The sequence below is a fragment of the Streptomyces sp. NPDC127197 genome, from assembly GCF_042672405.1.
Lineage (GTDB): Bacteria > Actinomycetota > Actinomycetes > Streptomycetales > Streptomycetaceae > Streptomyces > Streptomyces flavusporus.
The window spans coordinates 1-14,228 of the sequence record NZ_JBHXVG010000059.1; the positions used below are offsets into that span (position 1 = coordinate 1).

Below are 14,228 nucleotides of genomic sequence, written 5' to 3' on the forward strand. Positions count from 1 at the left end.
CTGCTCGGGCCCGCTCCCGGCGCGGACCTGAACGACTGGCGGCGCATGATCGACATCAACCTCATGGGCCTGATGTACACCGCCCACGCGGCCGTCCCCCACCTGGTGAAGGCAGCCGCCGATGAGCCGCGCCAGGTCGCCGACATCGTCAACATCGGCTCGCTCAACGGCCGTCAGGCCTACCCCATGATGGCCGTGTACAGCGCCAGCAAGTTCGGTGTCAACGCCTTCAGCGAGTCGCTGCGCCAGGAGCTGGCACGCCAGCACGTCCGCGTGTCCGTCGTCGAGCCGGGCAGTGTCGACACCGAACTGCGCACGCACAACCCGGAACCGGTTCTGAAGGCACTCGCCGCCGGTCTGGGTGACATCGAGCGGCTGCAGAGCCAGGACATCGCCGACGCCGTCGGCTACATCGTGACCCGCCCCCGGCACGTGGCCGTCGCCGAACTGCTCGTACGCCCCACCGAGCAGGCCTGACCACCAATTCCGAGGCCAACTCCCCAACACCCAAGGAGTCGTGATGGCGGCCCGCGTTCCTGTCGCAGCAGCCGACACCATCGTCCGCGTCTGCCTGCTGCTGGCCACCGCCATCGCGCTCGGAGACGGCCTGCAACTGTTGGCGCAGGGAGCTCCGGCGGGTGGGGCGGACGCGGACAACGTGCACCGCTTCCTGGCGGGCGTCCACATCGGATGGGCTCCCCTGTTCTTCTGGGCGGCGGCAACGATCCGCCGGCAGGGAGTGCTCGTCTACTTCCTGGCCGTCCCGATCTTCCTCGGAGGCGTGGGCCGACTGGTCTCCTTCGCCCGGGACGGCATCCCCAGCCCGGTGGGAGTCTTCCTCGCCTCCGCCCTCCTGGATTTCACCCTCTCGATCGTCATCGTCCGGGCGCACAGCACCGCACTCAGATCCAGACGAGTGGCGGCGGCTGCCTGAAGCACCCGTCGTGGGCTGCCAGGCCGGTCGCACAGCGCGTGTCGAGGTGGGCCCTGTGGCGCTGGAGCGGCTCACGGGTTTGAGCGGCGGCCAGTAGGTGCTCGCGGACGAGTGTCGTGTGCGGGTTGGTGGAGCTGCCCGGACGATGGGCAAGTCAAGGCTCGGCGCAGTTCGGGGACGGTGATCGCGGAGAAGGAGACGTGGGAAGAGTGAGACGGAAAAGGATTCTGGCGGTGGTGACCAACCAAGCCACCTACGGGGCGAGCACGCACCCGACCGGCCTGTGGCTGGGTGAGCTCGTCCACTTTTACGACAAGGCGGTCAAGAACGGCCACACCGTTGATGTGGTGAGTCCGGCTGGCGGCGAGGTACCGCTCGACCCTCGAAGCCAGGGCCGGTTGTTCGCCGACCGGACGGTTCGCAATTATCGAGCCGCCCCGGCCTTCATGACCTCCCTGAAGTCCACCGCTTCCGTTGCCGACGCAGATCCGGACGACTACTCCACGATCTTCTTCACGGGTGGGCACGGCACTATGTGGGACTTTCCCGACAGTGCCGACCTGCGGGGAACAGCCGAGGCCATCTACGGCGGGGGCGGCATCGTCTCCTCGGTCTGCCATGGCGCCTGCGCCCTCATCAACCTCCGTGACGCCGACAGGAATCCGCTCGTACGGAACCGCACCGTCACAGGCTTCGCGACGGTCGAGGAAAGGCTGGCCGGGGTGAAGGGCAGGGTGCCGTTCCTGCTGGAGGACGAACTGCGCGCCAAGGGCGCCAAGTATGTGCGCTCCACCGTTCCGATGACACCGCACGCCGTGCGGGACGGCCGCCTGATCACAGGACAGAACCCGGTCTCCACCAAGGCCGTCAGCGACCTGATTCTCGCTGCCTTGGCCGAGACCGAATAACCCGTACGGCCACCTGGGCGTCCCCGTCGTCACCGCTGTCCGCGGCCCCGAGCGGGCCGCCAGGCGTACAAGCCCCCGCCGTCGCTCGCGTAGCCGGCGACACGGCTGGGTTGGATCGCGCCCGCCCTTGACCGCCTCAGTCACCGCCTCGCCGGAGGCAAACGAGGGAAGCGTCGCGAGTTCGAGCGCTTCCTCGACTCGGCTGGGCCACCCCGTTTCCCCAGAGGGTGTGGACCACGACAGAAGCAGGGGTTATGGGCGGGGTCTGCGGGCGTGGAGGACGAAGGCCGGGGGTGTGTTGCGCCATATCGTGCGACTGGGCACGACTTCCTCGAAGCGCTCGGCCAGCAGCCCGCGGAACCGACGGGCGGGGCTGAGGGGAACGGCGTGGAGGTAGGTGAACGCGGTGAATGCACCCGCCGGGGCGAGCACTGCGGACGTCGCGTCCATCAGCCGATGTTGGACGGCGGTGGGAAAAAGTGCCCAAGGCAGGCCGCTGACCACCACGTCGGCGCTCTCGATGCCGCGCTCGTCCAGCAGGTGGCGCAGGTGTACGGCGTCGCGCTGGATCACCTCCGCCCCCGGGTGGCGGTCGCGCAGGCGCTGGGCGAGGAGTGGATCGATCTCGACGGCCAGGTGGCGGCCGCGCCCGCCGAGCCGGCGCTGGATCTCGGCGGTGAACGGTCCGGTGCCGGCACCCAGTTCCACCACGACGGACTCGCCGCGTTCCGGCACGGGGGCGCAGACCGCCTCGGCCAAGTGCCGTGAGCTGGGCGCGATGGCCCCCATGCGGGCAGGTGAGCGCACCCACTGGCGCAGGAAGAGGGTGTAGTCGTTCGCCTCCTGCGGAGGCCTGCAGAGACGGCAGTGCCGGGCTCTTCGGGGCGCGGTGCTGGTGGTCATGTCGAGGCCTTGTCGGGGAGTGCGGTGGTCGATCGGGTCGGTGTGAACGGGCCCCGTACGGTGCACCAGGAACCCGTGGCACTGCTCCGCCTGGAGGCGGGCCCGCCCGGATAACCCAGAACTCAGCAGAAAGACCGGTCGTTCTACTTCGACGATAGCTTCTCCGAAGGCCCCGCGCCACTCGTCACCCCGGTTGAAAACCTTGTTGGCGCTCAACGACGACTAATGCGAGCCGACAGAGCCCTGCGCAGACCTGCTCTGCTGCTGCGCCCACGGCGGCATGCGGGCTGCGGTCCTGGCAGCCGGGGACGAAGCTCTCGCCTTCCGGAAGGCCCCGCCCGAGGCCATCGCGGCCTCCTGCGTCAAAGGCGTTGGCGTTCACAACGCCAGGAACCGCGAGACGTGCTCCAGGCGATCAAGAGGTGCGCCCGCCACGACAGCGCGAGGTTCCCCAAGGGGTCAAGAAATCACCGATGACGAGGCCGAGTTGCCGACTTGCACCATCCCCGCCGAACACTGATCCGTCCACGGACTTCCGGCCTCGTCGAGTCCGCCTTCGCCGCCGTCCGACTGCGTGCAAAGATCACTCGCGGGACCCGGTCGACCCTCCAGTCACCGCTCGATTGCTCGGCGTACAAGCACCCGCACAGCGCGCATCAGCGCGGGAAGACGACCGTCAGCAGGCGGAAGAGTTCGGCGCGCTCCTCGTCGGACAGCTGGTCCAGGCCGGTCTGCGTCTGCTCCATCCGCTCGCGGATCGTGTCGATCGCCTTCTCGCCCACCTCGGTGAGGGCGACGTTCTTCACGCGGCGGTCGGTGGTGCTGACCTCGCGGCGGACCAGGTCGCGCTTTTCGAGCCGGTCGATGATTCCGGTCATGTTCGACGCGTCGCAGGCGAGGGTGTGTGCGAGCGAGCGCATCGAGGCGGGCGCGCGACGCAGCACCGTGAGGGTCTTTGCCTGGCTGGAGGTAAGGCCCATGTCGGCGGCGGCTGTCGTGAAGTCGGCGTAGTGCGTACTGACCGAGTGGGCGAGCAACTCCATGAGCTGCGCTTTGGACGGGATCGGGGACATGCCTCGAGAGTACCGCGAAAAGCTTGAACCTCTCAACCTTTGACAGTCACCAAGCTCTTATTGTTTGATGTCCTAAAGCATCGAGTACCTCAATGGTCTCACTCCTCGACCATCGATGCATCCATCCTTCGGGCATCCCTTCCACCGGAAAGAAGACCGTGAAGTCCTCCCTTGCCGCCGCGCCGGAGCGCCGCACCGGCAGCCTCAGCCTCGTCCTGGTACTGGGCCTCGCCGCCATGGTCGTGTCGATGATGCAGACCCTGGTCATCCCGATCCTCGGCATCATCCAGAACGACCTCGGCGCCACCACTGCGCAGGTCAGCTGGGTTACCACCGCCACGCTGCTGTCGGCCGCGGTCTTCACGCCGCTCCTCGGCCGCTTCGGCGATCAGCACGGCACGAAGCCGACCCTGCTCGGCGTGCTGGTGGTCATGGTCGCCGGATCCGTGCTCGCCGCGACCACGAGCTCCATGCTGTGGCTCATCGTGGCCCGTGTGATGCAGGGCGCCGCCACCGCGATCTTCCCGCTCGCGCTGTCCGTGCTGCGGGCAGAGGTCGAGCCCGCGCGGCTGCCCGGCGCCATGGCCCTGGTCAGCGGAACGCTCGGGTTCGGCAGCGGCCTCGCCCTGGTGAGCGCCGGACTCCTCTCCCAGGGTGCCAACCCCGACTACCACCAGGTCTTCTGGCTGGCCGCCGCACTCGCCACCGCCGCGCTCATCGCGGTCGCGGTCGCAGTCCCCGCTCCTCGCACCCGGACCGGCGGGCGCACCGACTGGCTCGGCGCCGCCGGCCTCGCCCTGGTGCTCGTCCTGCTTCTGCTGCCCATCTCACAGGGCCACACCTGGGGCTGGACCTCGGCCCGCACGCTCGCCCTCTTCGCCGGCGCCGCCGTCATGACCGTCATCTGGGTCGTGATCGAACGCAGGGTCCGCGACCCCCTGGTCGACATGAAGATGTTCGTCCACCGCCCGGTGCTGTTCACCAACGTCGCCGGACTGCTCGTCGGATTCGCCATGTTCGCGCAGTTCATCGGCGTCTCCTACCTCGTCCAGACGCCCTCTGAGATCGCCGGCTACGGCTTCGGCGCCTCGGTCCTGCGCGCCTCCGTCGTCTACCTGCTGCCCTCCGCCCTCGTCTCGCTCGTCGCCGCCCAGTTCGGAGGCATGCTGGTACGCCGTATCGGCGCGCGTCTCACCCTCGCCGTCGGCGCCGCCTTCGGTGTCATCGGCTTCGCCTGGCTGACCCTCGCCCACGACACCACCGCGTCGGTGATCCTGGCCGGCATGGTCGTCGGCGTCGCCATCAGCTTCGGCTACGCCGCGATGCCCGCCCTGATCGTGGCCGGCGTCCCGCACCACCAGACCGGCATCGCCAACGGCATCAACTCCATCTCCCGCTCCACCGGCAGTGCGATCGGCAGCGCGGTCGTCACCTCCCTGCTCGCCTCCCAGACACTCGACAACCTGCCCGCCGGAGTCCCCGCCCTGCCCGCCGAGAGCCAGTACACCTTGACCTTCGCCCTCGCCGGTATGGCGTTCCTGCTGGTCATCGGCGTGGCGATGGTGGGCCTGGCGATCCGCCGCAGGTCCCCCTCATCTGCCACCGATACGGCCGCCCCGTCGGACGACGCCGAGACCGCGCCCGCACGCACGGCCGTCAGGGTCTGACCGCGCCACACGCAACAGGGCCGCGACTTTCCTTCCCCCCGGGTCCCGGTCGGCTTTCCCTCCCACCCCGAACAGGACACGACTGTGACTGACACCAAGGCAGCCTTCACCCTCGACGACACCTTCACCGCCGCCGAAGCCACCGCGCTGGTGAACCGGCTGCGCGCCACCTTCCGTACCGGCCGCACCAAGCCCCTGGCCTGGCGTCGGCAGCAGCTGATCCGCCTGCGCGACCTGCTCACCGACAACCGCGCGGCGATAGCCGACGCCCTCTACGCCGACCTGCGCAAGAACCGCGCCGAGGCCGACGCCATGGAGATCAACACCACGATCGTCGAAATCGACGACTACCTGGAGCACCTGGAGGAGTGGACCGCCCCGCAGCCCGCCCCCGTAACGGTGCCTGGAGTCCCTGGCAGCACCGCCCGCACCGTCTTCGACCCCTTGGGCGTCGCCCTGGTCATCTCGGTGTGGAACTACCCGGTCAATCTGCTGCTCGTGCCCGTCGCGGGCGCGCTCGCCGCCGGCAACGCGGTCGTCATCAAGCCCGCCGACTACGCCGCCCACACCTCGGCACTGCTGGCCGAGCTGCTGCCCGCGTACCTCGACACCGACGCGACGGCGGTCGTCGAGGGCGGAGCGGCCGAGACCACCGCGCTGCTGGAGCAGCACTTCGACCACATCTTCTACACCGGCAACGGCACGGTCGGCCGCATCGTGATGACCGCCGCCGCCAAGAACCTCACCCCCGTCGTCCTCGAACTCGGCGGCAAGTCACCGGTGTTCGTGGACCGGGACGCCGACATCGCCACGGTCGCGCAGCGCCTGGCGCAGACGAAGTTCGCCAACGCCGGACAGACCTGTGTCGCCCCCGACTACGTCCTGACCGACCCGGACACCGCGACCGAGCTGGAGGCCGCCCTGGTCGTCGCGATCAAGGGGCTGTTCGGTGAGGACCCGCAGACGTCCGACGCCTACGGACGGATCATCAACGAGCGGCACTTCAACCGGCTGTCCGCGCTGCTGGACTCCGGCCGTACCGTCACCGGCGGGCAGACCGACCGCGCGGACACGTACCTCGCCCCGACCGTGCTGGCCGATGTCCGGCCCGACGAGCCCGTGATGCAGGAGGAGATCTTCGGCCCCATCCTGCCGATCCTGACCGTGGCGGACCTCGACGAGGCGATCACGTTCATCAACGAGCGCGACAAGCCGCTCGCCCTCTACGCCTTCACCGAGAACAACACCACCAAGCGCCGCCTCGCCGCCGAGACCTCCTCGGGCGGCCTCAACTTCGGCCTGCCGATGCACCACCTCGCCGTGCCGACCCTCCCCTTCGGCGGCGTCGGCGAAAGCGGCATGGGCAACTACCACGGCCGCTACTCCATCGAGACCTTCAGCCACCGCAAGGCCGTCCTCGACGTCCCGCTGGGCTGACCCACCCGGAAGAAGGCACCCCCATGCGGAACGCCGCCCACGACCTCGAACACAAGAGCAAGGAGCACAACCGCATCATGGACGACACGCTGGAGCAGCTCGGCGCGGGCAAATACATGCTCGTCACCAGCTACCGCAAGAACGGCACCCCGGTCGCCACCCCGGTGTGGGTGGTCCGCGACGGCGACACGCTGGGCGTGCGGACACCCGCCGACTCCTGGAAGGTCAAGCGGATCCGGTCCCGCGGCGACATCCTCGTCGGCCCCTGCGACCTGCGCGGCAACCCGACCGGCGAACAGGTCCCGGCCACCGCCGAGATCACCGACGAGGCGACCGGCGCCCGCTACCGCAAACTCATCGCCCGCAAGTACGGCATCCTCGGCCGCCTCATGATCCTCGAGAGCCGGCTGCGGGGCGCGGACAGCACGCTGGGCATCCGCGTGCGGCTCACCGCCTGACGGGATGACGCACCGTCAGCTCCCGCAGTCGGGGGCTCCTTGTCTGATGGCCTTGGTGAATGCCATCAGACGGTCACGGCAGACAAGAGCGAGCGATCAAGGGGGTGGGATCATGGAGACAGCGCGGAGTCAGCAGCAGGCGGCACCCGGCACCTTCACCGCCTTCGCGCGCTTCGTACTCTTCGGCGGCGGAGTGGGGCTCGCCTCCAGCTTCGCCGTGGCGGCCCTCGCCTCCTGGATGTACTGGGGCCTCGCCAACGCTCTGATCACCGTGGTTTCCACGCTCCTCGCCACCGAGTTGCATGCCCGCTTCACCTTCGGCGCAGGCGGGCGCGCGACCCGGCGCCAGCATGCGCAGTCGGCCGGGTCCGCGGCGGCCGCGTATGCGGTGACGTCCGTCGCGATGCTTGTCCTGCAGCAACTGGTGGCGGCACCCGGTGTGGTGTTTGAGCAGGTCGTCTACCTGTCCGCCTCCGCGCTCGCCGGTATCGGGCGGTTCGCGGTGTTGCGCCTCGTTGTCTTCGCGCGGAGCCGCTCACAGGTCGCGGCCACCGTCTCCACCATCCGTCCCGTGCACGCGACCGCGGCCCGGGCCGCGGCACCCGCCGGGCCAGTGGTGCTGGGCCACGCAGCCTGACCGTTACGCCGGCGGCCCGCCGCGCGGGACGGGCAGCCTCCGCCGTGGACCGGCGTCCACATCACGCTCCAGCGGCGGGGCCGTTCACCTCGTAGCGCTCCTTTTCGGGGGCTCCGGCCGCGGGCTGGTCAGCTCAGCGCATCTGTCAACGGCACATCCGGACCAACGACCGCCGGATCCAAACAAAACCACCTAGTAGTCGATGTTGAGAGCAGAGATGAGTCCGCTCGGGCCCACGGCACTTCCGGCGCCGGCGTAGCGGGAACTGGGGTGGGTGAGGGCTGCCTTGTGCCCGGGGCTGTTGAACCAGGTCTCCATCATCTCCTCCGGTGTGGCGGAGGTACTGGGGGACCAGTAGAGGACTTCGTAACCGCAGTGCTCGCTGGGGCCGGGCTGTCGGGCGGCGTTCTTGTCCGCGCACGCCTGGGCGGCTTGCACCTGTTGGGCATTCTCCTTGACGTCGGGCAGTCCCAGCGCACGGCGACGTTCATTGAGCAAGGCGATCAGCTGGGAGGTCAGTGACGGAGCGGTCGGGGTCGTCTTGACGGTCGGCTTCGGGGCTGAGGCGCGCGTGGGCGGCGTTGTCTGCCTCGTGGGCTTTGCACCGGTCGGTGGCGGGCTGGTAGCCGGCGGGGACGACGGCGAGGCCGTGGATTCGGCTGTGGCCGACCTCGTGGGGGATGCGGTCGGCGACGGCGTCGAGGATCCGGATGCGGACTCCGGCTCCCCCTCGGGGGTGGTGATCGCCCGCACCGGCTGGTGCCTGGTGTCCGGCGACAGGATGGCCATTGCCGCGCCAGTGCCTCCGGCGGTGATCAGTGTGACGGCGGCGGCCACGGCGGCACGACGCCGCCTCGGTATGCGGCGTTGTATTCGCAGGCTGCGGCGTCCAGGCAGATTGCCGGTCCCCTGCGTGCCAAGGACGATGGTGTCCGCCCCGACGGCGGGGTACCGACCGCCGGCGCCCGGGGCGGCCTTCCCGCTGTGCTGGGCCGACTCGGCGGGGCTGCCCTGATCTGTGTGCACCGCCAGGTCCGAGGGACCACCTGTACCCGTTTGCACGCCGGCGTCGAAGGCTGCGTTCTGGGCAGGCAAGCCGTCGTCCCCGACGGGCGCGAGCCCCGCGAGGCCGGACAGCGCGCCGGCCGATGCCACCAGGCCCAGACCCACCAGCAACTTCTCGGCGGGCAGCAGGCCGGCCTGCAGGCGCGAGCAAAGCGTGCAGTCGCGGGCGTGCCGCGCGATCCGCTTGCGCCACAGCGCCGACGGGACGCCGTCCCAGAGCCTGATGCCGTCGTCGAGCAGCACACAGCGGGGCACCGCGGCCAGCGCCCGCACCACCAGGCGGGCCGTCTCCAACTGGGCCTTCATCCGCTGCACCCGCACCGCGGTGTGCTGCGGCGACAACTGAAGCGCCGCGGCCACCTCGCCCCGGGTCAGCTCGCCCGCGGCCTCCAGCCACCACAGCGCCAAAAGCTCACGGTCGGCGTCATCCAGCCAGCGGGTGGCTTCGGCCACCTCCCGCCGCTGTCCCTGAAGCCCCAGCTGGACGATCGTCAGGTCCACGAAGTCCGCGCCGGGGTCGGCCACGTCGTGGAGGTCCTGCAGTCCTACAACGGCCGGCGCTGCCTGGCGGGTGTGCCAGTGGCTGCGGATCCGGTTCATCGTGATGGCCACCAGCCAGGACCGGAACTGTTCTGGATCGCGCAACGAGCCGAGCCCGCCGAGCGCACGGAGCATGGTCTCCTGCACCACGTCGTCGACGTCGGCGTCCCCGTTCAGTGCCCGGCCCACGATGTTGTACACCAGCGGCAGATACGCGGCGACCAGCTCATCCTGTGCCCACAGGGCCCCCTCCCGGGCCGCATCGACCAACGCAGCGTCGCGTTCGCTACTCGCTGCCACGGCTGACCACTTCCTTTCCCGATGCTCGAAGTGCCTTGCCTGTCATATGGGAGACCCCGGCCCGAGGAGTGGGATAACAACAAGCGCGCCGCGAACCCGATCCCCAAGCTCGAAGCAGCGGACCGGGCGCTGGACGAGTCTTTCCGAACACGTTCAGTGGTGACAAGCGGTCAGTGAGCGGCTGACCGCCTGGCCGGTCAGGAGGTTGTCCCAGATCGCGGCGGCCGGCACGAGGACGCGCTGGGCGACGCGCACGGCCACGCCCTCGCATGTGCGGCCGCCATGTTGTTCCAGGTCGAGCTGGCCCTTGAGTGAGTCGTTCACCGACCCGATCAGCTGACGGACCTTCTCGAGCATCGGCTCTCCGGAGCGGCCAGGGCCCACAGGACCGGCATCCCGGTTGGAGTGCATGGCCACTCACCCAACTTGTATCGAGCCATTGACACAAGATTCCACTCGGGGCATCTTGTACTTACTACTCGATACAAGCCGGTCTTGCCGCCGGCGCAGGCCACGCAGCGCCATCACTCACTGAGGTCTTCCTATGCTCGATACCCACCAGCCCGAATCCCGCCTCCGCGCCCACACCGACCGCTACGCCCGCTGGGCCGGTCTGGCTGTCGGCGTCGTGGCCGCACCGCTATGGGCCACCATGGACCTCACCAATCACGGCATCAGCAGCTTCGACGCCGGCGTGCCCTTGGTGAGCTTCGCGACCGCCTTCGGCCTGTGCGCCGTGGGCGGCGTCCTGCTCGGCGACACCCTCACCCCCCACCCTCGGGACGCGGTACGCACCGCCAGCCTCACCCCACGCCGAGTCCGAGACCATGTGCCACCCCGTATCACTCTCTTGCTTCTCCTCCAGGCGGTATTCCTCGTCGCGCTGGCGGGTGTGGGGGACGCCTTGGGCACCCAAGACGCTATGAACCGGGCAATCGGGGCGCATGACGGCTGTGACGGAACCGAACCACCCGTCATTCTCTGGCCCGGCATGTTCCACGGCAGCCAGATACTCGGCTCTCTCGCCATCGGCACGGTTGCCTGCGCCTGGGCCTTGCGTCGTGTCGCCCGCCGTGCGGGCGACGACCAACAGCGCCGCGACCGCTCGCGGGCGATCATCGCAGCCTGGGGGGTACTGGTCTCGGCCCAGCTGTCGCTCGTCGTTCTGATGATCCACACCTACCTGACGCAGAGTAACTGCGCAGGCATGATGGGCACCATCACCTTCTTGGCGATCTACCCCCTGGGCCTGCTGTCCTTGATCACCCTGGCATGGTCCCTGTTCGCCGTAGTAGCGCCCCGGACGGCCCGACGATGACTGCACTCGCCGTCCGCGTCGACACCACCAGCCCGGTACCGCCGTACGAGCAGATCCGCGCCCAGCTCGCCGCCCTGATTGTCACCGGCCGGCTGACCGAGGGCGAGCGCCTGCCGACCGTACGTCAGCTCGCCACCGACCTCGGCCTGGCACCGGGCACCGTGGCCCGCGCCTACCGTGAGCTGGAGGCCGCGAAACTGATCCGCACCCGCCGTGGGGCAGGCACCCGGGTCGCGACACCCCCGTCCGAACCAACCCGCCCCGGCCCGGACCAACTCGCCACACTGGCCAGGGACTTCACCTCAGCTGCCCGCGCGCTGGGCGCCGACACCGAAGCCATCCTGGCCGCCGTCCGCGAGGCCCTGGACTGACGACGGCCGGCCCCGCCACCCGTGGCGGCAGCACCAGCCCGATCCTCTCCAGTCGGAGAAGCCATCCGCCTACCGCTAGCGCCCCCAGTCTGATGATGTGCTCACCACACACCGTCAGACCGGGGGCCGCCGAGGTCTGAGCACTCAGACCTTCACCAGTCCCTGCTCCTCACCCGGACCCGCACCCCTCGCATCGCCCGGGCCGGACGAGCCGGACGAGTGGGCCCGGTCACCCTGCGTCCGCAGCCCCTCCCCCTCGACATCCACGTTCGGCAGCACCCGGTCCAGCCACTTCGGCAGCCACCACGCCTTCTTGCCGAGCAGGGCCAGCACGGCCGGGACGATCGCCATCCGCACGATGAACGCGTCGAAGAAGACCGCGATCGCCAGTCCGAAGCCGATCATCTTGACCATCGCCTCGCTGGAGCCGACGAATCCCGCGAACACCGCGATCATGATCACCGCCGCGGCCGTCACGACCCGTGCCCCGTGGTTGAAGCCGGTCACCACGGCCTGGCTCGGCTTCTCGCCATGGATGTACGCCTCTCGCATCCGGGTCACGAGGAACACCTCGTAGTCCATCGCGAGGCCGAAGACCACGCCGATCATGAAGATCGGCATGATCGCAACGATGGGGCGGGTCTCGTCGACGCCCACGAGGTCGGCCATCCAGCCCCACTGGAAGACCGCGACCACGGCGCCGAGGGCCGCCATCACGCTCAGCAGGAAGCCGAGGGCCGCCTTCAACGGGACGAGGATCGAACGGAAGACCACGATCAGCAGCAGGAACGCCAGGCCCACGACCAGGGCCAGGTACGGGATCAGCGCGTCGTTCAGCTTCTGCGCGATGTCGGTGTTCATGGCCGTTGTCCCGGTGACCAGCACGTCCGCTTCCATGTCGGCCTTGATGTCCGTGCCCGCGTCCCGGATCGCATGCACCAGGTCCTCGGTGGTCACCGACGACGGCTCGGAGTCCGGGATCACGGTGATCGTGGCCGTGTCGCCCGCCTTGTTGGGGGCGGCCGGCGTCACGGTCGCGACGTTCTCGAGGCCCTTGATCCGGTCGGCGACCTCGGTGAAGGCGGCATCCCGGTCGTCGCTCGCCTTCGCGTCGACGACGACCACCAGGGGTCCGTTGAAGCCGGGGCCGAAGCCGTCGGACAGCAGGTCGTACGCCCTGCGCTGCGTCGTCGAGGTCGGCAGCGAGCCGTCGTCCCCGATGCCCAGGTCCATGGAGGCCGCGGGGACGGCGGCGGCGCCGAGGCCGACGACGCCGAGGAGCAGGACGGCGAGCGGACGGCGTACGACGAACCTCGCCCAGCGCGTGCCCATGTTGGGCTTGGCCGCCTTGGCCGAAGCGGCCTTCCGCGCGGCCCGGGCGCCGCCCAGGAACCTGCTCTTCTCGCCCGCCGGCTTGACCCTGCGACCCGCGTAACCGAGCAGCGCGGGGATCATCGTCAGTGCGATGAGGACCGCGATGGCGACCGTGCCGGCGGCCGCGACACCCATCTTCGTCAGCATCGGGATGTTGACGACGGACAGGCCCACCAGCGCGATCACGACCGTGAGGCCGGCGAACACCACCGCCGAGCCCGCGGTACCGACGGCCCGGCCCGCCGCCTCCTCGCGCTCGCGGCCCTCGCCCAGTTCGGTCCGGTAGCGGGAGACGACGAACAGGGCGTAGTCGATGCCGACCGCCAAGCCGATCATCGAGGCCAGAGTCGACGTGGTCGAGCCCAGGTCGAGGGCGCTGGCGAGGGCGGTGATCGCCGAGACTCCGATGCCGACGCCGATGAGCGCCGTCAGCAGCGGCAGGCCGGCCGCGACCAGTGAGCCGAAGGTGATGACGAGGACCACAGCGGCGACCGCGATACCGATGATCTCGCCGGCGCCGGTCTCGGGCTGCGCCTGGAGTGCGTCTCCGCCGACCTCCACGGTCAGCCCGGCCTCCCGCGCGTCCTGCGCGGCATCCTCCAGGGCTTCCCGGGTGCCCTCCTCCAGCTCCATGCCGGGGACCTTGTACTTGACCGACGCGTAGGCGATCGTGCCGTCCTTGCTGACGGCGTCGGCCTTGTACGGGTCGGCGACGGAGGCGACCTCGGAGCCTTCGCCCAGCGCGTCGACGGTCTTCTGCGCGGTGTCCCTGTTGGCGGCGTCCGTCATCTTCTCGCCGGCGGGTGCCTTGAAGACGACGCGGGCGGTGCCACCGTCGGCGCTCATCCCGGGAAAGCGCTGTTCCAGCAGGTCGAAGGCCTTCTGGGCCTCGGTGCCGGGGACGGAGAAGGACGTATTGCCCGCCGTGGGGGCGCTGGCCGCGGCGAAGCCCGCGAGCGTCAGCAGTGCCACCCATATGAGGGCGACGAAATGCCGTCGCCTGAAGGCGAGTCGGCCGAGTCTGTACAGAAACGTGGCCACGAGGGCGTACTCCCAGTCAGGTCGTGGGTCGTGGGTTCTTCGGGGCAGGGGTGATCAACCCGGCGGGGAGGCAGGGCTGATCGGCCCTACGACGTGGGCGGTCACGTCAGGGCTGAGTGCGGGCCTTGTCAGGCGGTGGTTGAGCCGAGGGCGGGGAGCACCTCGGCGTCGATGTGCGTAGGGAGGAAGTCCTGCGTCGACA

General features: G+C 69.5%; 14 protein-coding genes. 9 read left to right on the top strand and 5 right to left on the bottom strand.

All coding sequences use genetic code 11. From position 1 onward, the window contains the following. From ACFVJQ_RS41915 to ACFVJQ_RS41925, 3 genes are all read left to right on the top strand, one after another. A partial coding sequence (locus ACFVJQ_RS41915; protein WP_385790987.1) for an SDR family NAD(P)-dependent oxidoreductase occupies positions 1 to 477 on the top strand: 477 nt, incomplete at its 5' end. A 43-nt stretch (positions 478 to 520) separates the two neighbouring features. Further along, entirely contained in the window at positions 521 to 934 is a 414-nt protein-coding gene (locus tag ACFVJQ_RS41920; protein WP_385790988.1) for a DUF4345 family protein, read from the top strand. A gap of 233 nt (positions 935 to 1,167) precedes the next feature. Next, the gene (locus tag ACFVJQ_RS41925; protein ID WP_385790989.1) at positions 1,168 to 1,842 is read left to right on the top strand and encodes a type 1 glutamine amidotransferase domain-containing protein; all 675 of its coding nucleotides are present in this window, start codon (positions 1,168 to 1,170) and stop codon (positions 1,840 to 1,842) included. A gap of 252 nt (positions 1,843 to 2,094) precedes the next feature. On the opposite strand, the gene ACFVJQ_RS41930 is transcribed toward ACFVJQ_RS41925, so the two are convergent. Then, complete coding sequence (locus tag ACFVJQ_RS41930) at positions 2,095 to 2,745, bottom strand: class I SAM-dependent methyltransferase (RefSeq protein ID WP_385515395.1); 651 nt, start codon at positions 2,743 to 2,745, stop codon at positions 2,095 to 2,097. A gap of 656 nt (positions 2,746 to 3,401) precedes the next feature. Further along, positions 3,402 to 3,818, bottom strand: coding sequence for a MarR family winged helix-turn-helix transcriptional regulator (locus tag ACFVJQ_RS41935; protein WP_385515396.1), 417 nt, complete (start codon positions 3,816 to 3,818; stop codon positions 3,402 to 3,404). Between the two features lie 158 nt (positions 3,819 to 3,976). On the opposite strand from ACFVJQ_RS41935, the gene ACFVJQ_RS41940 reads away from it, so the two are divergent. The 4 genes from ACFVJQ_RS41940 (at position 3,977) to ACFVJQ_RS41955 (ending at position 8,017) form a co-directional block, all read left to right on the top strand. Then, a complete protein-coding gene (locus ACFVJQ_RS41940; RefSeq protein WP_385515397.1) occupies positions 3,977 to 5,485 on the top strand; it encodes an MFS transporter in 1,509 nt (502 codons plus the stop codon). 84 nt (positions 5,486 to 5,569) lie between these two features. After that, the gene (locus tag ACFVJQ_RS41945; RefSeq protein WP_385790990.1) at positions 5,570 to 6,922 is read left to right on the top strand and encodes an aldehyde dehydrogenase family protein; all 1,353 of its coding nucleotides are present in this window, start codon (positions 5,570 to 5,572) and stop codon (positions 6,920 to 6,922) included. A gap of 77 nt (positions 6,923 to 6,999) precedes the next feature. Next, the gene (locus ACFVJQ_RS41950) at positions 7,000 to 7,380 is read left to right on the top strand and encodes a PPOX class F420-dependent oxidoreductase (protein ID WP_385515445.1); all 381 of its coding nucleotides are present in this window, start codon (positions 7,000 to 7,002) and stop codon (positions 7,378 to 7,380) included. A gap of 112 nt (positions 7,381 to 7,492) precedes the next feature. Next, entirely contained in the window at positions 7,493 to 8,017 is a 525-nt protein-coding gene (locus ACFVJQ_RS41955) for a hypothetical protein (RefSeq protein WP_385515399.1), read from the top strand. A gap of 192 nt (positions 8,018 to 8,209) precedes the next feature. On the opposite strand, the gene ACFVJQ_RS41960 is transcribed toward ACFVJQ_RS41955, so the two are convergent. Next, on the bottom strand, positions 8,210 to 9,922 hold the full coding sequence (locus ACFVJQ_RS41960; protein WP_385790991.1) for a sigma-70 family RNA polymerase sigma factor: 1,713 nt from the start codon (positions 9,920 to 9,922) through the stop codon (positions 8,210 to 8,212). Positions 9,923 to 10,075: 153 nt separating this feature from the next. Next, positions 10,076 to 10,279, bottom strand: a complete 204-nt coding sequence (locus ACFVJQ_RS41965; protein WP_385515401.1) for a hypothetical protein — start codon at positions 10,277 to 10,279, stop codon at positions 10,076 to 10,078. A 187-nt stretch (positions 10,280 to 10,466) separates the two neighbouring features. Between ACFVJQ_RS41965 and ACFVJQ_RS41970 the strand changes: the two genes are divergently transcribed. Both ACFVJQ_RS41970 and ACFVJQ_RS41975 read left to right on the top strand, forming a co-directional pair. Then, positions 10,467 to 11,240 carry a hypothetical protein gene (locus ACFVJQ_RS41970; RefSeq protein ID WP_385790992.1) on the top strand — a complete coding sequence of 258 codons (774 nt, stop codon included), beginning with the start codon at positions 10,467 to 10,469 and terminating at the stop codon, positions 11,238 to 11,240. After that, entirely contained in the window at positions 11,237 to 11,611 is a 375-nt protein-coding gene (locus tag ACFVJQ_RS41975; protein ID WP_385515403.1) for a GntR family transcriptional regulator, read from the top strand. The genes ACFVJQ_RS41970 and ACFVJQ_RS41975 overlap by 4 nt, the downstream gene beginning before the upstream one ends. 144 nt (positions 11,612 to 11,755) lie before the next feature. Here the strand turns inward: ACFVJQ_RS41975 and ACFVJQ_RS41980 are convergent, their stop codons facing one another. Beyond that, a complete protein-coding gene (locus ACFVJQ_RS41980) occupies positions 11,756 to 14,026 on the bottom strand; it encodes an MMPL family transporter (RefSeq protein ID WP_385515404.1) in 2,271 nt (756 codons plus the stop codon). Positions 14,027 to 14,228 lie beyond the last annotated feature (202 nt).

Coding starts and splice junctions, on each gene's coding strand:
- ACFVJQ_RS41975 (WP_385515403.1), top strand. CDS start 11,237: ATGACTGCACTCGCCGTCCGCGTCGACACCACCAGCCCGGTACCGCCG.
- ACFVJQ_RS41950 (WP_385515445.1), top strand. CDS start 7,000: ATGGACGACACGCTGGAGCAGCTCGGCGCGGGCAAATACATGCTCGTC.
- ACFVJQ_RS41965 (WP_385515401.1), bottom strand. CDS start 10,279: ATGCTCGAGAAGGTCCGTCAGCTGATCGGGTCGGTGAACGACTCACTC.
- ACFVJQ_RS41935 (WP_385515396.1), bottom strand. CDS start 3,818: ATGTCCCCGATCCCGTCCAAAGCGCAGCTCATGGAGTTGCTCGCCCAC.
- ACFVJQ_RS41970 (WP_385790992.1), top strand. CDS start 10,467: ATGCTCGATACCCACCAGCCCGAATCCCGCCTCCGCGCCCACACCGAC.
- ACFVJQ_RS41930 (WP_385515395.1), bottom strand. CDS start 2,745: ATGACCACCAGCACCGCGCCCCGAAGAGCCCGGCACTGCCGTCTCTGC.
- ACFVJQ_RS41955 (WP_385515399.1), top strand. CDS start 7,493: ATGGAGACAGCGCGGAGTCAGCAGCAGGCGGCACCCGGCACCTTCACC.
- ACFVJQ_RS41920 (WP_385790988.1), top strand. CDS start 521: ATGGCGGCCCGCGTTCCTGTCGCAGCAGCCGACACCATCGTCCGCGTC.